The sequence below is a fragment of the Microvirga mediterraneensis genome, from assembly GCF_013520865.1.
Lineage (GTDB): Bacteria > Pseudomonadota > Alphaproteobacteria > Rhizobiales > Beijerinckiaceae > Microvirga > Microvirga mediterraneensis.
This window is the reverse complement of record NZ_JACDXJ010000001.1, coordinates 2535541-2555557: the sequence shown is the minus strand read 5'-3', so window position 1 is coordinate 2555557 and position 20017 is coordinate 2535541. Positions and strand designations below refer to the sequence as shown.

Sequence of the window (20017 nt, the reverse complement as noted above, 5' to 3'; positions counted from 1 at the left end):
TTGAACGCAGCCGCCAAGCGGCATGACCATCGAGGTAGGAATGACAAGACTGAATGAAGATGCCAGGGGCGTCTATGTGATCGCGCTCACGCCCTTCACCGAGAACGGAGCACTCGATCTGGAAAGCACCGACCGGATGGTGGATTTCTATCTGGACCGTGGAGCGACCGGACTGACGGTGCTGGGCATGATGGGCGAGGCACAGAAGCTCACCACGGAGGAATCTCAGACCTATGTCCGGCGCATCCTGAAGCGTGTGAACGACCGCGTCCCGGTCGTGGCGGGCGTATCAGCTCCAGGCTTTGCCCAGATGAAGGCGCTCACCGACATGGTGGTGAGCGACGGGGCGGCAGGCGTCATGATCGCGCCCCCGTCGTCCCTGCGCAACGATCAGCAGATCGTGACCTATTACAAGCAGGCCGCCGATCAGATTGGTGACGTTCCCTTCGTGCTGCAGGATTTCCCGCTGGCGACGAGCGTCACCATTCCGGTGCCGGTCATTCAGGCCATCATCGATCAGATCCCGACCTGCGTCTGTCTCAAGCATGAGGATTGGCCGGGTCTTGCGAAGATCACCGCCCTGCGGACGATGGCGGCTCAATCCGGCGGTCGGCGCATCTCCATTCTCTGCGGCAACGGCGGCATGTTCCTGCCGGAGGAGATGGCGCGCGGAGCAGACGGCGCCATGACGGGGTTCGCCTATCCGGAGATGATGCGCGACGTCGTGCGTCTTTGCAACGCGGCCGACCTGGAGCGTGCTCAAGATCTGTTCGACGCCTATCTGCCCCTCGCCCGCTATGAGCAGCAGCCGGGCCTTGGACTGGCGATCCGCAAATACATCATGGCGAAGCGCGGGGCCATCGCGTCACCGGCCCTGCGCAAGCCGGGTGGTGAGCTCTCCCGTGACGATATCGCCGAGATCGAGCGGCTCATTGCCCGTCAGGCCCGGCGACTGGCGGAGCTCGCGTGACAGCCAAGGATGCCCATTGCGTCGACGCGCAATGGGCATCGGGACCGCCTCAGCTTGCGTGCTGCGAGGACCGGGCATAGGTCGACAGCTCGCGCGCCAGGATTTGCCCCCTACCCTTCTCGCCGACAATGGCACCGGCGTTTGACACGACCTTTCCTCGCAACAGCGTCATGACGGGCCAACCGGTGACCTCGAAACCCTCCCAGGGAGTGTAGTCGGAGCCGTGGTGAAGAATATCCTGGCGAATGGTTTCCTTCCGCTCCGGATCCCATAGGACGATATCGGCATCGAAGCCGACGCCGATGGAACCCTTCTTCGGATAGAGACCATAGAGCTTCGCGTGATTGGTGGACGTCAGCTCCACGAAGCGGTTGAGGGAAATGCGGCCTTTCACGACGCCTTCCGAGAACAGGATAGGAAGGCGCGTCTCCACGCCCGGAATGCCGTTCGGGACCCACCGGAACGACGTTCTGGATTTCGGGTTCAGCTTGCCGGCCGGACTGTTGAACAGGAACGGGCAGTGGTCGGACGAGAAGGTCTGGAAGATCCCGTTGCGCAGGCCCTCCCAGATCGCCTCCTGGCTCTCCGCGTCGCGCGGTGGCGGAGAGCAGACGTATTTTGCGCCGCTCATGTCCATGTTGAGGTCGCGCAGGTCATCGGCCGTGAGGGTGATGTATTGCGGGCAAGTTTCGGCATAGACCTTCAAGCCACGCGTCTGCGCCCACCGGATCTGCTCCATCGCCTCGCGGCCCGACACGTGGACGATCATGACCGGAACATCCACGAGCTCCGCATGGCTGATCGCCCGGTGGGTCGCTTCCCGTTCGACGATTTCTGGCCGGGATACGGCATGGTAGTACGATGAGGTCTTGCCCTCTCGCTCCAACCGCTCAGTCATGTACCGAATGGCGTCGTAGCCCTCGGCGTGGACCATGACGAGGGCTCCTTCCCGGCGCGCGACATCGAAGACATCGAGGATTTCGCGGTCGCGAAGAACCAGGTCGTCATAGGTCATGAAGATCTTGAAGGAGGTGTACCCGTCCTTGATGAGGGCTGGAAGCTCCTGACCCAGCACCTCCGGCGTCGGGTCGGAAATAATGAGATGGAAGGCCGTGTCGACATAGCACTCGCCCTCGGCCTCGCGCCTGTATTCCTCAACGGCGGCGCGCAAGGAGGTCCCCCGCTGCTGGAGGGCGAACGGCAGGACCATCGTGTTGCCGCCGGCGGCGGCGGATGCCGTCGCCGACGCGAAGTCGTCCGCCATCGTCACTTCGGGCCCGGAGGGCTGAGCGATATGCACGTGGCTGTCGATCCCACCCGGCATGACCAGAAGACCGGACGCATCGATCACCCGTTTTGCCTTGAGCTCCCGGCCGAGCGTGACGATTTTGTCGCCGAGGATGCCTACGTCGCACGCGATGGTATCGGATGCGGTAACGACCGTGCCGCCGACGATTGCGAGATCGAGTTCCATGGCTTGGCTTCTCCTCAGGCCAGTGCGCGATCCAGGCTGTCGATCAGCCGGCGCACCTCCTCGGCGGTATTGTAGTGAACCATCGAGACGCGCACGACGCCATTGCGATCCGCGAGACCGAGATACTCGATCAGCCGGCGCGAATGAAAGTCGCCATGACGAATGCCGATTCGGTCAGCATCCACCGCCTTCACGATCTCGGACGAATCGCGACCCTCGACCTTGAACGCGATCGTCGGCACGCGACCATCCTCCGTGCCATGGCGCCGGCCGACGATCCGGATGTCGTTTCGATCGCGGAGATAGGCGAGGAGCTGCTCGCCGATCAGGGTTTCGTGCGCGGTTATCTTATCGAAGGCCGCGTCGATGGCGGCACGGTCACCGGCTCCGCCTCCGAGGCGATCGAGGTAGTCGACGATCCCGGCGGAGCCCCAAGCCAGTTCGTAATTCGTATTGCCGGGCTCGAGCTTCATCGGCACCTTCTCGCGCCCGTAGAAGTAATGATAGAGCCCGTCGAGTTCGAGCAGATGGTCGTACTTGCCGTACATCACGGCGAAGTGGGGCCCGTAGGTCTTGTAAAAGCTGAAGATGTAGTAGTCCACGTCGAGATCGACCACGTTCACCGCCCGGTGGGGAGCATAGGCGACGGCGTCGACGACGATCTGAGCGCCCCGCTCATGCACGCGGCGCGCGATTTCCTTGACCGGATTGATGGTTCCCAGGATGTTCGAGGCGTGCGTCACGGCCACGAGCCGTGTCCGTTCGGTCATCAGCTGGTCGAGCTGGTCCAGGTCGATCTCGTAGCTGTCCCGGTCGATGGTCCATTCCTTGATGACGATGCCCCGCTTCTCCAGGGAGCGCCAGGGACCGATATTCGATTCATGGTCGAAGTTCGTGACGACGATCTCGTCGCCGGGCTTGAGCCGGCCTTCCATGGCGCGGGACAGGAACTGAGCGAGGACAGTGGTCGAAGGCCCGAGAACGATTTCCTCCGGGCGGCCTGCGCCCAGGAGCCGTGCGATCTTCGCACGCGATTCCATGAGCCGGTTCGTGGCCCGTTGGGAATGCTCGTAGCTGGCGCCGGTCTGAACGCTCGTGGTCAGGAGATAGTCGGAGATTCGCTCGGCGACATTGCGCAGGACGAGGGAACCGCCCGCATTGTCGAAATACGCGAAATCGTCCTTCAGGGCGGGAAACTGCGAGCGGACGAAGGCGAGATCGAGAGACATGGAATCACCTATGCTGCGGACGGTTGAATGGAGCCGACGACAAGCGGCTCATGGAGATGATGAAGAATGCAATCTTCGGGGGCGCCGCGTTCCCACATGAACATGAGAAAGTCGCCATCCGCGTCGATTGCGGCGATGGGAGCATGCCAAAGATTGCGAGCGTAATTGACCCCTTCGCCCCGATGACCGACGAACGCCTCCGCACGGTCCAGATCGGGCAACCCGGCCCGGCCTTGCGGTGCGACGACGATCAGGAAGCGCTCGGCCGAGAGGGCCACGAAGGTCTGGGACGACAGAGGGTGTCGTTCGAAAGTCATCAGCCGCATCGGCAACGGTCCGCCTTGGGCCCGGTAAACGGCGAGCACCGGTTCGCCGTCCGGAGACGTGTAATCGAAACGGGCTTCGGTGTCGACGCGCAAGGCCCGCCCGTCGTTCACGAGGCGGCTGCGCTCCTGGTCGAAGTACAGCATCTCGCCGAAGGGGCTGAAGGCTGATGGCGTCAAGCGCCTGGGCGAAAGTGTCTGCACGGATAGTTAGCCTAGTGTGACAGGACGGCCTGAAGGAAACTTCTGAGGCGCGGATCGCGCGGCGCATTGAAGATCTCGTCGGGCGTCCCCTGCTCGACGATGCGCCCTCCGTCCATGAACACGACCCGATCGGCAACCTTGCGGGCGAACCCCATCTCGTGCGTCACCACGACCATGGTGACTCCTGTCCTGGCGAGCTGTTGCATCACGTCCAGAACCTCGCCGACCATCTCAGGATCCAACGCGGAGGTCGGCTCGTCGAAGAGCAGGACCTTCGGCTCCATGGCGAGCGCCCTGGCGATGCCGACGCGTTGCTGTTGCCCGCCGGAGAGTTGCGCCGGGTACTTCACCGCCTGATCGGCGAGCCCGACCCGGGTCAGGAGACGCCGCGCGCGCTCCTCCGCTTCCGCCCAGGACAGGCCGCGCACGCGGACTGGACCAAGCGCGACGTTACGCAGCACGGTCATGTGCGGGAAGAGGTTGAAGCTCTGGAACACCATGCCTACCTCGGTCAGCGCAGCCCGCTTGCGGCCGCGCCCGACCTCCGTCCCGTCGACGACGATCGCGCCGGCATTGTGCTCCTCGAGCTGGTTGATGCAGCGGATGAGCGTGGATTTTCCCGAACCGGAAGGGCCGATGATCACGACGATCTCACCCTCCTTCACGCTGAGGTCGATGCCGTGCAGGGCCTGGAACATGCCGAAGGTCTTAACGACGTTGTTCATCTCGATAATCGGGCGCGTCATCGTCCCCTCACTGCAAGTCGTTTCTCAAGAATCCCGACGAGGCGCACGAGCGGCAGCAGAATCAGGATGTAGATGAAGGCCGCGCTGATGAGGGGCGTCGGATTCGCCGCAAGCGCTTGGGCCTGCGTGGCCTGCTTGAGCAGGTCCGGCATCGCCACGACGGAGGCGAGAGCCGTGTCCTTCATCACGTTGATGGAATTCGACGTGATGGGCGGGATCACGATCCGCAGCGCCTGCGGCAGGACGACGTCGCCCATGAGCCGCCACGGGCTCAGGCCCAACGCGTGGGCGGCTTCGAATTGTCCCTTAGGCACGGCCTCGATGCCTGCTCGGAAGATCTCCGCGGAATACGCGGCGGATACGAGGCTGAGGGCGGAGGCGGCTGCGGCGAAGGGCGACAAGCGCAACCCGACGAAGGGCAATGCGTAGTAGATTACGACGAGCAGGACCAGGATCGGAATGGACCGAAAGACGTCGATATAGGCGATGGCCACCTGCCGCAGGGGCGATCCGGCATACAGACGGACCAGCGCGAGGGCCAATCCACCGATGAACCCAAAAATGATGGCCGTGACGCCCAGCGCCAGGGTGGTGGTCAGGCCCGACAGGAGCAGCGGGAGAGTCTGGACGAAGACCTTCCAGTTCAGGAAGGTGTCGAAGATTGACATTGTGGAAAGCGCCTCGGCATTCGTGACGGTGCCGAGCGCCCGGTGCATGTCCGCCGGACGCTCGCGAAAAGTTGCATCCTAGAGCTTCGGCATCTCCATGACCTTCACGGTCGCCGAGCTCGGTTCCGCCTTGGCGCCGAACCACTTTTCGTGGATCTTCGCCAGGGTTCCGTCCTGCTTCATCTTGGTGATCTCGGCATTGACCTTTTCCGCAAGCGCGCTGTTCTTCGCGAACATCATCGAATACTGCTCGCCGGTCGGGATGCGTTCCACCACCTGGTAGGCGGGTTTGTCCTTGATGTAATACTGGACGGCCGGGATGTCGCTGATGTAGCCGTCGATACGGCCCGCCGCGAGATCGAGCATCGCGGGCGACAGACCTTCATAGCGACGGATGTCGGAGAACTTGTATTTCTGCTGGTTCTGCGTCGACCACATGTCACCGGTCGAACCGGTATCGACCGCGGCCACCTTCCCCGCCATCCCGTCCAGGTTCTTGATTCCTGAATTCGCCCGCACCGCCAGCGACTGGTCGCTGTCGTAATAGGGCTGAGCGAACGACACCGACTCGAGCCGCTTCTTGGTGATGGTGATCGACGAGACGGCCGCATCGACCTGCCCCGATTGCACTGCCGCGAACAAGCCGTTGAACGGAATGTTCACGAAGGACACGTTCATGTTCAGGCGTTTGCCGACTTCCTTGGCAAGGTCGACCTCGAAGCCGACGATCTCGCCCTTCTCGTCCTGGAACTCCCAGGGAATGTTGCCGACATTCGCCCCGACCTTCATGTCCGCAGCCAACGCCATCGACCCGGCCGACATCGTCAGCAGGGCGGTAACTGTCACGGCGAATGTGCTGCGCCGGGTTAATTTCACTGTCATCTCGTCCTCCAACTTGCGTGCCGGATCCATGTCCGACGGTCGATTCCCTGCTGCTATCCGGGCCGACTGCTTGAAAACTCGCCTGAGCCGGTCATATTGGCCAAACTGGTCTTACCAATCTGGCCAGTTGATCGTGCAGCCATCCTGACGCATGGTCAAGGCCAATTGTACAGTTTGAGAACGAACAAGCTCGGCTCCGGCAGGGTGGCTCGGTACCCATGAGCTTCCGACGTGTGAATTGGGTGGGATAGAGAATGACGAGTGATCTAGTGAACCTGTCGGGATTGGAGCTCACGGACCGCACCCCCGTGCCACGCGGCATCGTCGAGCATCTCCAGCGCCTGATTCTGAAAGGCGGCCTTAAGGCTGGCCAGCGTCTTCCTTCCCAACGGGAGCTGGCAGAGCAGCTCGGGGTCAGCCGACCATCGGTTCGGGAGGCGTTGACCGTGCTCGAAACCATGGGTCTTGTGACGGTGCGGGTGGGCAGCGGGATGTTCGTCGCGAAGCCCGATGCACGCCGGCCGCTCTGGCGCTACTCAGACCGCTGCACCCCCGCAGACGTTTACGAGGCCCGCCTGGGACTGGAGGGTTACGCCGCCAGGCTCGCAGCCGCTCGCGTCGACGAAGCCGCCAAGGAACGCCTTAGGCGCTGCACCGACGCCATGCACGAGGCACTCAGGGCAAGTGACGTGATCAGCCTCGCGGTCAGCGACACAGAGTTTCACGATATGATCTTTGAGTTCTCGGGCAATCCGGTTCTCGCTGCCATGTACCGGCCAGTCCGCGAAATGCTCGTTGAAAGTCAAAGACTTCCCATGGCGCAACTCGAACGCCTGAGTGAAACTGTTCGTGAGCATGAGGCCATTTTGGAAGGGATAGTCGGTCAAAATCCCGACATGGCCGAAGCAGCAATGCAAAGCCACATCCGTTCGGCTGCGGGCCGGTTCGGCATCACGCTCTGAGGAATGAGCGGCTCGCGTCGGAAGCGGGCTTATCGGATAGCGGCGCCAGCGCAGATGCCTGAGCGCAGGACGAAGAGAATGCCGGACAGAGCGGCCCGGCCATCCCCGGGATTGAGAAGGTCCCGGCGGCAGAATCCGGCGCAACCGTTGCCCGAAACGCTTTGAGGGGAACGAGGGGAGCATGCCAGGCCAACGCACTCCCCTCGATTGTGTCAGGCGTTCCAAACGCGAGACATGCCTCCGCCTTCCGTAATTATGGCAGAGTATCGCCCATCGCTTGATCGAGGATCTGTAGAAGCAGATCCGCGTGCTCACGCTTGAAGATCATAGAGGGGCGCAGCTTGATGACATTGTCATGGGGCCCATCCGTCCCCATGAGCGCGCCAAGTTCCTTAGCCCTATTGGAAATCCTGGACGCGGTGTCCCCCGCATGCTCCTTGGTCGCACGATCCCGGACCATCTCGATCCCGAGGAACAGCCCGCGCCCGCGAACATCGCCGATCGCCGGGTACCTCTCCTGCAGGCGCCGCATGCCTTCAAGAAGATAGGCCCCCTGGTCGGACGCGTTGGTAAGCAGGTCCTCCTGCTCAAGAGTATCGAGAACCGCAAGGCCCGCGGCACAGGAGACTGGATTCCCGCCGAAAGTGTTGAAGTATTCCATGCCGTTTGCGAAGGAATCCGCGATTTCCCGGCGGACCGCGACCACCGCGAGAGGATGGCCATTTCCAATGGGCTTGCCCATCGTGACGATGTCCGGAATGACGCCATGCTCCTCGAAAGCCCACATGGAACTTCCGACACGACCAAACCCCACCTGCACCTCGTCGGCGATCACGATCCCACCTGCACGACGGACATGGGAATAGAGTTCCTTCAGATATCCCGGAGGCAAAAAGATCTGGCCGGCGACGCTTGGGATCGTCTCGGCGATGAAAGCTGCCGGAGCATGGCCTTCCGATACGAGGCTGGAAATGATCCTCCCCGCCTCGCCGGCATGATGGCGGGCGATATCCTCCGGAGTTCCGGCAATCGGCGCTCGGTATACCTCCGGAATCGGAAGCTCATGGGTGAAGGAAGGCCGCCCACCGCCTCCTTTTCTCTTGTACTTGTAAGGGCTGATATCGATCAGAGCCTGCGTATGGCCATGGTAGGCCCAGTCGAGCACCAGAACGTCGTGGCGCCTGGTATAGGCTCTCGACATGCGCAGGGCCAAGTCATTCGCCTCGCTTCCTGTGCAGACGACGAAGAACGTGTCGAGCTCCTTCGGCAGGGTTGTGGCCAGCCTCTCCGTGTAGTCGATGATGGCATCGTGGAGATAACGCGTGTTGGTGTTGAGAACCGCTGCTTGACTGGCAATCGCCCTCACGACGTTCGGATGGCAATGTCCGAGGTGGGCGACGTTGTTATAGCAATCGAGATAGGCGCGTCCGGAATCGTCGAAAAGCCAGACGCCTTCGCCTCGCACCATCTTGAGTGGGGTGCTGTAGGACATGCTGACATTGCGCCCCAGCCGCCTGCGCCGCTTCTCGACCAGCTCCTCCCTTGTACGGCCTGTCCGCACGAAGGCCTCGGGTATCAGGCCGGCAAAGTCGTAGGGGCGTGGGTAAAGGTCCTCCCAGACTGTAACGAACGCTTCCTCGCCAACACCGGGGATGACGCTGACATCATCGTAAGGCACCGTGATCAACTGCAGATGGACATGCGGGACCCAGCCGCCATTTTCTGCGTAATCGCCGAGGCGTGCGACAAAGCTACCGGCATCGAGACGCTCCCCAACGCGGCGCTCCCGGACTGAAGCATGATCGAGATGGCCCCAGAGTGTCCAAAAGCGCAGGCCAGGTTCCGGTTCGTGCTCGAGCAGGAGGAGCCCGCCGTAATCCTGTGGGTCCGGGTTAATCGTGGCTGCAACGACCGTTGCCGCCAGCGGTGTGAACATCTCGGTTCCCGCCGGCGCGAAGATATCGAGACCGAGATGCACATTGCGGCGTTTGCCTTCAGCCAGCACCGATTCGAAGAACGGCGCAGTGTAGATGACGCGCCGCTCCCCCCAGGGGCCCAGGCCTAGGGAGAAATTATGCTTTCTCACGAGTTCGGCATAAGCGTCGTCGGCGCCGGCATTGTCCTGGACGGCGCTTGCGGCCGCCAAGGGTTCGTCAAGGCTGCCGAGGTTTAGGACGTGCTTTGCCTGGCGCGACGGGTGAGGGTTCATGAGAGGCGCCAGATTGCGGCGGTTGGCGGAGAGCCATTCCCGGATGCGGCGCGCTCCCGGAGCGGCCTCGAGCCCGCAAGCTTGGCGCAGGATTCCGGTTGCGATCCGGTGATCGATCACGGAAAGCTTTCGCAGCAAGTCCCATGCGGGCCTCTCGCTGACGAATAGGTAGGGATCGTCGGCCGCGCCCACACGGCGGGCTGCCGACATCGTGACGCTGATGGCAAGGCGGGCCATGACCAGATCGAGGATCACGGCGAATTCCGCATCCTGAAGCGGATACTCAGCATGGTAGCCGGCGACGATCCGGGCTGCCACTGAGATGGGATTGACCTCATCAAGCATCGCATAGGTGCAAGCGACGGCGAGCTCGGCAACGATCGGAGAATGAACCGCATCGCCGAAGTCGATCAAGCCGTTCACGCGCCCGTCGGCAACGAGCACATTCCAGTCGTTGGCATCATTATGGATGACCCCGCAGCGCAAATTCTTGAGAGCGGGCACGACACGGGCATCGTAGATGTCGAGAGCTGTCTCCACGAGGCGACGCTGCTCGGGATCGGTGACGGCATGCAGGCGGTCCCGAGCCATGGGTGTTGTCCGGATCTCCCAATCGAAGGAGCGGTGCGCTCCAGGATGACCAAAGCTGGCGAGGGCTCGATCGAGCTGCCCGAGGAGCCGCCCAAGGCCCCGCAGAATTTCCGGCGTCTTCACCTCTTCAGCAAGCGGTCGCCCCGGCAGGTATGAGACGAGACGCACGGCATGCTGCCCGGACGCGCTCGCGATGGTGGCGAAATCCTGCCCGTCCACCGTGGGCAGGATGCGCGGGACGTCCAAGGCTGGATCGCAACGCTGCAAATGATGCAGGAGGGAAGTCTGGAACTCAATGGCTGAGAGAGGCTCCGCGGCATTCATGATCTTGAACGTCAACTCTCGCCCGTCTGCTGTTTGGACAAGGAAGTTCTGATCCCGCTCGCTGGGCAGCGAGGTCAGCTTACCTTCGATGCCAAAGTGCGTTCGCAGATGCTGGTGCGCCTCCGCGTCTGAAAAGGCAGGGCGAGGGTTGTTGAGGATAGTCACGTCAGAATCCCAGGTTCGTGTGTTTCATAAGGATTGGCATCTCAGGAGTGGCGGCTGCACCAGTCAAGTTGGCGGTCTGGCCGCCCTTTCGGCGGCAGAAACTCGGTCGCCCCCCTTACGCAGGCTTCTCGTCCTTGAGGACAATCGCCGTCGTGACATCTGCGATGTCCGGCATGAGAGCGATCTCGTCCCGGGCGGCATTCAGGCCCGACATGGCGGCAGCCCCGATTTCAACCACGAGATCCAGGTCGCCGCTGACGGAAAAACACCGGCGGACAGATGGGAGGGCTGCGATGCGGGAAACGGTCTCGCGCGCAGGCGTCCGTCCGAGCCGGATCATGAGCAAAGCCCGAACCTCCTCCCCTCCCCGGGAATCCGGCTGCACATCCGCCTTATAGCCAAGGATGACGCCCTCGGCCTCCATGCGGGCGATCCGCTCGCGGACAGAGCTGCGCGCCAGGCCGACCTTGCCAGCCAAGGTCTTGAGTGGGAGGCGAGCATTCTGCTGAAGAAGTTGCAGTATCTGGCGGTTCTTATCGTCCATGCGATGGTAGGCCTAGAACGGTTAACGGAACAGATGCCGGCCAGCTCGAATAACCAAGGCCGGGCAGTCGGTCCCGCCGACACTATCATAAGGGCTGAAAGTTCGGGAAATAGACTTACACCGGCCGCAACCGACTGGGACCTGTTACCGATTTAACTCATTGTGCCTAAAAGCGCTTTGTTCGCCCTATCCTAGCAGGAGCCATGTTGGCGAAGCCCTCCTTGGACCCCAGCGTCGCCACCACCTGGATGTCGGGATTGAGCTTCACGCCGAAGCGGCGCTCGTAATAGCCGGCCTGGGCCCGGCGCAGCCCGCCGATGCCCTTGGAGGCCGAGTAGCGGTCCGTGCGCGGCTTGCCGACGGTCTCGACGAGCTTGTCGATGACGTGCTGGGGGGCCTGGAGGTCCGGATTGCCCATGCCGAGGTCGATGATGTCGGCGCCGTTGGCCCGGGCGGCGGCCTTGATGCGGTTGACCTGACAGAAGGGCGACCGGTTCCATCAAGGATCAAGGATCAAAGATGACGACTTCCTCCGCCATCTTCGCTCTCATGATCGCCGCTTCGTTGTTGTGCTTCGCGACTGCAGCGAATGCCTCGCCCAACGCAGCTTTCAGATCGAACGGCCCTTTGATCTGCACCACCCTATCACCGTCATAGAAATCAACTTCATGTCCAAGTGAAGTGATGAATGCCGCAATCGCGACGGTTTCTTCGTTCTTGGTCATGCGACGTCCTCATATTCATTTCAAGGGCACGAAAGATGTTGTTGAATCCGAGGTGAAACTCAGTCCTCTAACGAGGATGTTCACAGAGAGCCTCGGCTTGACGCCGCTCCAAATTCTCACGCGCCATCTTCTGACGGGACGCTTGCAGGCTGGTAATGGCGATCATGTGATAGACATCCTCCGCGCTGCAGCCGCGCGATAGGTCATTCGCGGGTTTTGCAAGCCCCTGAAGGATAGGACCGATCGCCTTCGCACCACCAATTCTCTGCGCAATCTTGTAGCCGATATTGGCAGATTCCAAATTTGGGAACACCATCACATTCGCCGCGCCGCCCGTTGCGGAGCCAGGCGCCTTGACCGCATTGACTGCCTCTACGAAGGCGGCATCGAACTGCAGCTCGCCATCGATCAGCAGCGACGGATCCGACGCGCTGGCGATCCGTGCTGCCTCGACCACCCTGCTGACGCGTTCGTGCTTGGCACTTCCGTTCGTTGAGAACGACAGCATCGCGACCTTTGGCGTCAATCCTGTCAGCGCCTGGTAGGACCGTGCCGAATTGATGGCAATGTCCGCCAGTTGCGTCGCATCCGGCTCAACCACCAGACCGCAATCTGCAAATACAAAGACGCCCTTCTTCAGGTGATGCGGCTCGCAGAACATCATCAGGAAAAAGCTTGATACGATTGCGCTCTCGGGTGCCCGCCCGATGATCTGTAAAGCCGCGCGTACGGTATCCGCCGTCGTCGCAATTGCTCCTCCGATAGTGCCGTCGGCATCATCCTTGCGAACCATCATGGCGGAATAGCCGAGAGGATCACGCATGGCCTTGACGGCGGCATCAGCGTCGACGCCCTTTTGCCGTCGGAGTGCCAAATATTCCTCGACATAAGCGTCCGTTCGCTCAGACATCGCTGGATCTATCATAGTTACGGCTGCTGGGTTACCACCCTGCCGTTCCACCTCTCGACGAATTGCGTCGACGCGGCCGACGAGTATCGGCTGGGCGATTCCGTCCTGAGCAGCGCGTAACGCCCCGGCGACGATGCGGTCGTCCTCTCCCTCCGCAAGCACTATGCGCTGCGGATGGGTTCGAGCAGTATTGATGATGGCCTCAAGGGGTTTCATTCCGGAGCCTCTGAGCGAACAGTACAGGCGGGGCAGGCATCGGATGCCTGCCCCGGGTGATGTCTCAGGCAGCGCGCTGAGACTGCATGTCCGCCGGATCGATGCCGGCAACCACGACAGGCTTCTTCATGGCATCGCGGCGGAAGGGCTCGCCCAGCTCCTGGTTCAGAATGACCTCGATGAAAGTGGTAATGCCCCTCGCCTGCTCCTCGCAGGCCTGGCGCAGTGCGTGGACAAGGGAATCCTGCGTGTCGACGGTCACACCTTTGAGTCCGCAGCCCTCGGCCACTTTGGCATAGCTCAAGTTCGGGTTGAGCTCCGTGCCGACGAAGTTGTTGTCGTACCAGAGCGTCGTATTACGTTTCTCGGCCCCCCATTGGTAGTTGCGGAAGATCACCATCGTGATTGCCGGCCACTGATCGCGCCCGATCGACGTCATTTCGTTCATCGATATGCCGAAAGCGCCATCTCCGGCGAAGCCGACCACCGGTGTGTCCGGACATCCGATCTTTGCGCCGACAATCGCCGGGAATCCATAACCGCAGGGTCCGAACATACCAGGAGCCAAGTACTTCCGCCCTTCCGCGAAGCTCGGATAGGCGTTGCCGATGGCGCAATTGTTGCCGATGTCCGTCGAGACGATCGCATCCTTCGGCAGAGCGACCTGGATCGCCCGCCATGCCTGCCGGGGCGACATCCTGTAAGCGTCACGAGCCCGGGCCTCCTCGTTCCAGCTCGTGCCGGGATCGTCATCCTCGTGGTCCATCGAGGAGAGCTGCTGGAGCCAGGCCGACTTGGTCTGATGGATACGAGCCTTGCGTTCCTCGCGCCCGGCATCTCCCGCTTCTTCCGAGAGCAGCTCCAGCAATTGTTGCGCGACCTGCTTGGCATCGCCGCAGATGCCGACGGTCACCTTCTTCGTCAGGCCGATACGATCCGGGTTGATGTCGACCTGGATGATCTTCGCGTTCTTCGGCCAGTAATCGATGCCGTAGCCAGGAAGCGTCGAGAATGGATTGAGGCGCGTCCCAAGTGCGAGAACGACGTCGGCCTGAGCGATCAGCTCCATCGCGGCCTTGGAGCCATTGTAGCCGAGAGGCCCCACCGCCAGGCGGTGGTCGCCCGGGAAGGCATCGTTGTGCTGGTAGCCGGAGCAGACGGGCGCATCCAGCCGCTCAGCCAGGGCGACGGATTCAGGGATCGCCCCGCCGATGACGACCCCCGCACCGTTCAGGATGACCGGGAACTTGGCCTCGGACAGGATCCTTGCCGCCTCCGAAATGGCTCCCTTGCCGCCTGCCGGGCGCTCCAACCGCACGATCTGCGGAAGGTCCACGTCGATGACCTGGGTCCAGAAATCACGGGGAATGTTGATCTGGGCAGGCGCGGAACCCCGCCATGCTTTCTCGATCACGCGGTTCAACACCTCCGGCACCCGCGAGGGATCCTTGACCTCTTCCTGGTAGCACACGGAGTCGGCAAATAGCGACATCTGCGGCATTTCCTGGAAACCGCCCTGACCGATGGTCTTGTTCGCAGCTTGCGGCGTCACCAGGAGCATGGGAGTGTGGTTCCAGTAGGCCGTCTTGATGGCGGTCACGAAGCCTGTCACCCCGGGCCCGTTCTGGGCAATAGCCATGGCCATCTTGCCGGTGGAGCGAATGTAGCCGTCACAGATCAGGCCGGCATTCGTCTCATGCGCGCAGTCCCAGAACGTGATGCCTGCCTTCGGGAACAGGTCCGACACCGGCATCATCGCAGAACCGATAATGCCGAAGGCATGCTCGATGCCGTGCATCTGCAGCACTTTCACGAAGGCTTCTTCAGTCGTCATTTTCATCGTGGTTTTCCTTGTCTAAGTCCAAGTCGTTAAGGCACCCGCAGGTGCTAGAGCTTTTCATCCTTGAGGGCGTACCAGTGGTACATGGCTCGCTGGCCAATTCTCCGGAATGGCGTCAGCGGCCCATGGCTGGGGAGAGGAGACCGAAAGATCGGCAGGTCGATCGGAGGTTCGCCGGCCACCAGCTGCGCCAATCGACGCCCGGCCTGAGCCGAGTACATGACGCCGTTGCCGCCATATCCCATGGCGTAGTAGATCTTCTGGCCCGGATCGGGCTGGAAGATGCGAGGCATCATGTCGTGGCTGACATCGACCCAGCCCCACCATGAGTAATCGAGCTTGATCCCTCGCAATGCGGGGAACTTGCGATAAAGCCCTTCAACAAGCAGGCTGAGGTGGCGCGGGTTATCCGCATCGGCGCCGGTAATCGCGCTGCGGCTACCGATCTGCACGCGCCCGTCCGGCAGGAGCCGGTAATAGTGACGCAATGTGCGTGTGTCGGTCAGCACCAGCCGTGTCTTGAAACCGCAGGCATCGCGCTCCTGCGCGGTGAGCGGGCGAGTGACGACCGAGTTCGACAGCACCGGCATGAGACGGTGCTTCGTCAGATGGTGCATTCCTGGCGACGTGTAGGCGGCCGTGGCGATTGCGACGGAGCGGGCGCGAACCATCCCGCCCGGCGTCTTGAGGTAGTGTATCCCTCCCCTTGTCTGCCAGCCCATGACCGGGCTGCCGGGATGGACTTTGGCACCCAGCCTGCGGGCCATCGCCAGGTAGCCGAAGGCAAGCTTGGCGGCATGGACACCGACCCCATCCGGCTCATGCATGGCACCGGCCGCTTCCTGATCCCTTAGATAGTCGCGGTGCAGTTCCTCCCGTCCGACTATCCTTGTTCTGTAGCCGAACGTTTTATTGAGGAGATGGGACTCAGCCTCAAGCGCCGGCATCATCTTCGCCTTGTGCGCGATGTAAAGATGCCCGCCATCCTGCGGATCGCAGTCGAATTCACCCGAATAGATCAGCGACCGGAACAGGTCGAAGGCCTCGGCAACTTCCGCATGCATTCTCCGTGCGACATCGACGCCCCATCGCTGGATCCACTGCGAACGTTTGAGGCGTCCGGATGAGATCTGCGCCTGACCGCCGTTACGGGTGCTGCAGCCCCAGGCAACGCTATTGGCTTCAAGGACGGTGGCTTTGATGCCGTATTCCTTGGCAAGGTGAATAGCGCAAGACAGGCCGGTGTATCCGGATCCGATCACCACCACATCAGCGTCAATATCCGCTGTGATGGGGCCGTCATCCTGCGGCGGGTCGCCGGCGGTGGCGATCCAATAGGTTGGACAATAGTCCCGATACCGTCCCGGACTCTCGTCGACCATGGGGTCGTATGCCGGGTCATACTGGTTCTTTGGGGATTTCGCCTGGGTCAGTTCAGTGAGCATTGCACTGTCCTCACGTATCTCGAAGGCTTAGCCGCGGAGCAGCGGGCGATTCTTGCGGAATGCCTGCTTATGAACGATGCGGCCATCTCGCAGCCGGAACAGATCCGCTCCCTGAGCCTCGACCCGGGTGCCGTCCTTGTTCGTCCCGGTGAACGTCCACTCGCAGACAGCCCTGTCCCCGTGCACCAGATGCCCGTGATGTTCCCAACGTGCATCCGGCATCGCGGCCCATACTCCGGAGAATGCCTGGGAGATCGCCTCGGCGCCGATGAAGCGGGCGCCATAGACCTCCGGACCGGCGACCGCGTCGAAGACGCAATCATCGGCGAAATAGGCCATGATGGCTTCAACATCGTGCCGGTTGAATGCATCGAAAAGATCGGCGAGATCTTTCTCCGTGATTGATGGTTTACTCATGAAACAGTCCTTTCATGTGCCGCAGGTTCAGGCGCAGCTGGTCGTTGCCCTGTCGTCGGTGAGAACGCCGTCAGAGCGGAAGAGCGATGTGGAAGAAATCAGTCGGGTCAGTAACCGAACATCCGGGGCAGCCAGAGAGAAAGCTGCGGGAATGCCGCGATGACTGCTATGGCCAAGGTGTTAGCGGCGGCGAACGGGATTGCTTTCAGGGCAATCTCCTCCAGTGAGACATTCGAGATGCCTGACGCAATGAACAGGTTCTCGCCGAGGGGAGGTGTCTGGAAGCCGACGGCCAGGGTGCAGATCATGACGATTCCGAAATGGGTCGGATCGATGCCGACGCTGTAGGCGACGGGAAGCATGACCGGCACGAGGATCATGATTGCCGCCAAAGTCTCCATGAACATGCCGACGAAGAGAAGGAAGCCGATGAACAGCGCCCAGATGAGGAAGATGTCGTGCGTCAGTGCCAGAGTGCTCTCGGCGATGAGGGCCGGAATACGATTGGCCACGAGGAGACGGCCGAACACGGTCGCGGTAAAGAGGATGAGGAGGACCCGGCCGGTCAGCCAAGTTGTCGTTTCCAATGCGCCGAAAAGATCACGCCACGTCAGCTCGCGGTAGATGAAAGTGCCCACGACCAGAGTGTAGAAGATTGCGACGATTGCTGCCTCCGTGGGCGTGAACCAACCCGTATAGATACCCCCGAGGATGATGAAGGGCGCCAGCAAGGCCCAGAACCCCTGATATACCGCGCTCGCGACGTTCCTGGCGCTCCAGTTTTCATTCGACCCGGTATAGCCCTTGCGAGCGCTCATGAAGTAATTGAGCGTGAGCAGACTTGCGGCCACGAGCGCCCCCGGAATGAAGCCTGCGATGAAGAGCTTCGAAATCGAGACGGATCCGAACTGGCCGAACTTCTCGATGGCTTCAGGCGGCGCGGCGAAGCCGAGGGCCGAGATGCCGAAGATGACCATGGGGATCGAAGGCGGAATGACGATGCCTAGACCGCCGGCGGCCGCGGTAAGGGACGACGCATAGCCGCGGTTGTATCCGCGCTTTGCCATGGCCGGGATCATCAGCATTCCCACGGCAGCGGTGGTCGCGGGGCCGGAGCCCGAAATCGCACCGAAGAACAGGCAGGCGATGACCGTGGCCGCGCCCATTCCACCCGTGAACGGACCGGCCAGACTCTCAGCAACCGTGATCAGGCGCCGGGAGATTCCGGCAGCCTCCATCAGTGCTCCCGCGAGGATGAACGCAGGCAACGCCATCAGCGGAAACGAACCGACGGACGTGAACGCGATCTGCACGAATTGGATCGGATTTTCTCCGATATAGAGAAATGATACGAGGGCCGAAATGCCGAGCGCCACCGTGATGGGCGCTCCAATGAATAGAAGCAGCGCAAAAGTGCCGAACAGGATGAGCGTGATCGTGGTTTCCATGGTGAATTCCTCCCGGGCTGGCGTATGGGATCCGCCTACGCGGCCGAGCTGATGCTCGCGGGACTTTGGGTCTTCAGTTCTGCGACATCGATCGCATCCGGGTCTTTGATCTTTACGCCCTTCACCAGCTGTCGGTAGTGGACCTGGGCAACCCGAAAGGCCATGAGACTGAACGCGATTGGGAGAACCAGATAAAAGTACTTCATTTCAATGCCCAAGGTTTGGGCCTTCCAGAACTTGTTCATGCGCTTGAAGATGAACTCGATCGAGAGATAGACGAAGTACAAATTGAAGGCGATCCAGAACAGATCTGCGAACGCTTCCACATATTTCGCGCCGTTTCCGGGAAGCATCTTCAGGTGAAAAGTCACTCGGTTGTGAGCGTTCAATTTCGCCGCGTAACTGGCACCGAAGAAAGCAAACCATACGAACAGGATGACCGAGAGTTCTTCGATCCAGGAGATCGAATGCTCGAAGATCTGGCGGGCTACGATCTGAGTGAACAGGAGGCCGACGAAGGTTGCGAGCAAAGTCCGGCAGACATAGCTCTCAATGTTGTCGATGAAATTTCGGATGCGGCTCATGGCACAATTCCCCGTTGGAGGGCGCGAACCCGCCCTCCTGAAACCGTTTCGATGCTGATGTCGGTTGGATTTATTGAATTGTGTCGCGGCCGAGCGCCTTGAGCACGGCGTTCACCTTGGCGGCGCCGCCGACGCTGTCGTAGAACTTCGGCCACACGGTCTTGGTGGCCAGGGAAATGAACTCGGCCTCCCCTCCAGCCGGTTCGCTGATTTTCATGCCTCGGGCTGTGAGCTCAGCCTTGATCGCATTCTCCTTGGCTCGCAGGAACTGAGCGCTGTGCTTCGTCGCCTCTTTCCCTGCTTCCAGGACGGCTTTCCGGTCCTGCTCCGAGAGATCCTGGAAAACGGCTTCCGAAATGATCAAGGGCTCGATCGAGAAGATGTACCGAATGTTGGTGATGTACTTCTGAACCTCGTCGAACTTCATCGAGTGCACGGTGATGTATGGGTTGTCCTGACCGTCGACCACTTTTTGCTGCAGGGCGGAGAACGTTTCGGACCAGGCCATCGGTGTCGGATTGATACCCCAGGCCTTGTAGGTCTCGATCATGATCTCGTTCTTGGGAACGCGGACGACCAGACCCTTGAGGTCGGCAACGGACTCGACCGGGCGCTTGGAATTGGTCAGCACCCGGAAACCTGAATAGGCCCACCCGATAATGCGCACGCCGGCGTCGCGGACGGTGTTCTCGACCAGTTCCTGCCCAATCGGCCCCTGCGTGAGCTTCTCCGCATCCTCAAGACTGAGAATGACATAAGGAAGCGTCAGGGTTCCGACGGTCGGCGAGAAAGGCGTCACGTTGTTGATGGCGAGGATCGACATGTCGAGCGTGCCGGTCGCCGCGTTGTTGACCGTGTCTTCCTCCGAGCCGAGCTGACCGTTGAGAAACAGAGTTGCGGTATGCTTCTTGCCCGTCTTCGCTTCCAGGGCACTGATGAAGGCTTTTCCGAGTTCGTGCTGCGTTCCGCCGGCACCGTCGCCGACAGCGATTTTGAACGTCTTGGCCAGGGCCGGCGATGCGGCCATGACGGCAACCGTAGCAAGGGCGCAGGAGAAGGCTTTGAGTCTGGTAGCGGCTTTCATGATTTCCTCCGGGTCAAAACGGCCGTTGTGGCCAGAGCGCGGGCTGGCTCTATCGCC

General features: G+C 61.2%; 18 protein-coding genes and 1 pseudogene. 2 read left to right on the top strand and 17 right to left on the bottom strand.

The features are described 5' to 3' along the window. Positions 1-40: 40 nt before the first annotated feature. On the top strand, positions 41-970 hold the full coding sequence (locus H0S73_RS12070; RefSeq protein ID WP_181052389.1) for a dihydrodipicolinate synthase family protein: 930 nt from the start codon (positions 41-43) through the stop codon (positions 968-970). Between the two features lie 49 nt (positions 971-1019). Here H0S73_RS12070 and hydA read toward each other — a convergent pair whose 3' ends face one another. From hydA to H0S73_RS12040, 6 genes are all read right to left on the bottom strand, one after another. Further along, positions 1020-2444 carry a dihydropyrimidinase gene (gene hydA / locus H0S73_RS12065; protein WP_181052388.1) on the bottom strand — a complete coding sequence of 475 codons (1425 nt, stop codon included), beginning with the start codon at positions 2442-2444 and terminating at the stop codon, positions 1020-1022. Positions 2445-2458: 14 nt separating this feature from the next. Further along, a complete protein-coding gene (locus H0S73_RS12060; RefSeq protein ID WP_181052387.1) occupies positions 2459-3673 on the bottom strand; it encodes a cysteine desulfurase-like protein in 1215 nt (404 codons plus the stop codon). 8 nt (positions 3674-3681) lie between these two features. Continuing rightward, positions 3682-4200, bottom strand: a complete 519-nt coding sequence (locus tag H0S73_RS12055) for an ureidoglycolate lyase (RefSeq protein ID WP_343058336.1) — start codon at positions 4198-4200, stop codon at positions 3682-3684. 11 nt (positions 4201-4211) lie between these two features. Continuing rightward, a complete protein-coding gene (locus tag H0S73_RS12050; protein ID WP_202049800.1) occupies positions 4212-4946 on the bottom strand; it encodes an amino acid ABC transporter ATP-binding protein in 735 nt (244 codons plus the stop codon). Then, the gene (locus H0S73_RS12045) at positions 4943-5614 is read right to left on the bottom strand and encodes an amino acid ABC transporter permease (protein ID WP_181054317.1); all 672 of its coding nucleotides are present in this window, start codon (positions 5612-5614) and stop codon (positions 4943-4945) included. Before H0S73_RS12045 ends, H0S73_RS12050 begins: the two co-directional genes overlap by 4 nt. Before the next feature lie 78 nt (positions 5615-5692). Next, on the bottom strand, positions 5693-6496 hold the full coding sequence (locus tag H0S73_RS12040) for a transporter substrate-binding domain-containing protein (RefSeq protein ID WP_181052385.1): 804 nt from the start codon (positions 6494-6496) through the stop codon (positions 5693-5695). Positions 6497-6750: 254 nt separating this feature from the next. Here H0S73_RS12040 and H0S73_RS12035 point away from each other — a divergent pair, with 254 nt between their 5' ends. Further along, complete coding sequence (locus H0S73_RS12035; RefSeq protein ID WP_181052384.1) at positions 6751-7458, top strand: FadR/GntR family transcriptional regulator; 708 nt, start codon at positions 6751-6753, stop codon at positions 7456-7458. 253 nt (positions 7459-7711) lie between these two features. Here H0S73_RS12035 and H0S73_RS12030 read toward each other — a convergent pair whose 3' ends face one another. From H0S73_RS12030 to H0S73_RS11980, 11 genes and pseudogenes are all read right to left on the bottom strand, one after another. Next, entirely contained in the window at positions 7712-10747 is a 3036-nt protein-coding gene (locus H0S73_RS12030) for an aminotransferase class III-fold pyridoxal phosphate-dependent enzyme (protein WP_181052383.1), read from the bottom strand. 115 nt (positions 10748-10862) lie between these two features. Continuing rightward, positions 10863-11291: an Lrp/AsnC family transcriptional regulator gene (locus H0S73_RS12025; protein ID WP_181052382.1), complete on the bottom strand. Its 429-nt coding sequence runs from the start codon at positions 11289-11291 to the stop codon at positions 10863-10865. 193 nt (positions 11292-11484) lie between these two features. Further along, positions 11485-11757: pseudogene (locus tag H0S73_RS12020) on the bottom strand (aminotransferase); the annotation flags it as partial. A 40-nt stretch (positions 11758-11797) separates the two neighbouring features. Next, positions 11798-12016, bottom strand: a complete 219-nt coding sequence (locus H0S73_RS12015; RefSeq protein ID WP_181052381.1) for a hypothetical protein — start codon at positions 12014-12016, stop codon at positions 11798-11800. Between the two features lie 67 nt (positions 12017-12083). Then, positions 12084-13142 (bottom strand): phosphate acetyltransferase, encoded by a 1059-nt coding sequence (gene pta, locus H0S73_RS12010; RefSeq protein WP_181052380.1) that lies wholly within the window; start codon positions 13140-13142, stop codon positions 12084-12086. 64 nt (positions 13143-13206) lie between these two features. Further along, positions 13207-14982, bottom strand: coding sequence for a sulfoacetaldehyde acetyltransferase (gene xsc / locus H0S73_RS12005; RefSeq protein WP_181052379.1), 1776 nt, complete (start codon positions 14980-14982; stop codon positions 13207-13209). Between the two features lie 47 nt (positions 14983-15029). After that, the gene (locus H0S73_RS12000; protein ID WP_181052378.1) at positions 15030-16427 is read right to left on the bottom strand and encodes an NAD(P)/FAD-dependent oxidoreductase; all 1398 of its coding nucleotides are present in this window, start codon (positions 16425-16427) and stop codon (positions 15030-15032) included. A 27-nt stretch (positions 16428-16454) separates the two neighbouring features. Further along, the gene (locus H0S73_RS11995; protein WP_343058452.1) at positions 16455-16829 is read right to left on the bottom strand and encodes a nuclear transport factor 2 family protein; all 375 of its coding nucleotides are present in this window, start codon (positions 16827-16829) and stop codon (positions 16455-16457) included. A gap of 122 nt (positions 16830-16951) precedes the next feature. Then, positions 16952-18292 (bottom strand): TRAP transporter large permease, encoded by a 1341-nt coding sequence (locus tag H0S73_RS11990; RefSeq protein WP_181052376.1) that lies wholly within the window; start codon positions 18290-18292, stop codon positions 16952-16954. A 35-nt stretch (positions 18293-18327) separates the two neighbouring features. Beyond that, positions 18328-18876, bottom strand: coding sequence for a TRAP transporter small permease (locus H0S73_RS11985; RefSeq protein WP_181052375.1), 549 nt, complete (start codon positions 18874-18876; stop codon positions 18328-18330). Between the two features lie 70 nt (positions 18877-18946). Next, complete coding sequence (locus H0S73_RS11980; RefSeq protein WP_181052374.1) at positions 18947-19960, bottom strand: TRAP transporter substrate-binding protein; 1014 nt, start codon at positions 19958-19960, stop codon at positions 18947-18949. Positions 19961-20017: the final 57 nt, after the last annotated feature.

Bases quoted from the DNA above. Each gene is read 5' to 3' on its own strand.
- H0S73_RS12070 (WP_181052389.1), top strand. From the start codon at position 41: ATGACAAGACTGAATGAAGATGCCAGGGGCGTCTATGTGATCGCGCTC.
- hydA (WP_181052388.1), bottom strand. From the start codon at position 2,444: ATGGAACTCGATCTCGCAATCGTCGGCGGCACGGTCGTTACCGCATCC.
- H0S73_RS12060 (WP_181052387.1), bottom strand. From the start codon at position 3,673: ATGTCTCTCGATCTCGCCTTCGTCCGCTCGCAGTTTCCCGCCCTGAAG.
- H0S73_RS12050 (WP_202049800.1), bottom strand. From the start codon at position 4,946: ATGACGCGCCCGATTATCGAGATGAACAACGTCGTTAAGACCTTCGGC.
- H0S73_RS12045 (WP_181054317.1), bottom strand. From the start codon at position 5,614: ATGTCAATCTTCGACACCTTCCTGAACTGGAAGGTCTTCGTCCAGACT.
- H0S73_RS12040 (WP_181052385.1), bottom strand. From the start codon at position 6,496: ATGACAGTGAAATTAACCCGGCGCAGCACATTCGCCGTGACAGTTACC.
- H0S73_RS12035 (WP_181052384.1), top strand. From the start codon at position 6,751: ATGACGAGTGATCTAGTGAACCTGTCGGGATTGGAGCTCACGGACCGC.
- H0S73_RS12025 (WP_181052382.1), bottom strand. From the start codon at position 11,291: ATGGACGATAAGAACCGCCAGATACTGCAACTTCTTCAGCAGAATGCT.
- H0S73_RS12015 (WP_181052381.1), bottom strand. From the start codon at position 12,016: ATGACCAAGAACGAAGAAACCGTCGCGATTGCGGCATTCATCACTTCA.
- pta (WP_181052380.1), bottom strand. From the start codon at position 13,142: ATGAAACCCCTTGAGGCCATCATCAATACTGCTCGAACCCATCCGCAG.
- xsc (WP_181052379.1), bottom strand. From the start codon at position 14,982: ATGAAAATGACGACTGAAGAAGCCTTCGTGAAAGTGCTGCAGATGCAC.
- H0S73_RS12000 (WP_181052378.1), bottom strand. From the start codon at position 16,427: ATGCTCACTGAACTGACCCAGGCGAAATCCCCAAAGAACCAGTATGAC.
- H0S73_RS11990 (WP_181052376.1), bottom strand. From the start codon at position 18,292: ATGGAAACCACGATCACGCTCATCCTGTTCGGCACTTTTGCGCTGCTT.
- H0S73_RS11985 (WP_181052375.1), bottom strand. From the start codon at position 18,876: ATGAGCCGCATCCGAAATTTCATCGACAACATTGAGAGCTATGTCTGC.
- H0S73_RS11980 (WP_181052374.1), bottom strand. From the start codon at position 19,960: ATGAAAGCCGCTACCAGACTCAAAGCCTTCTCCTGCGCCCTTGCTACG.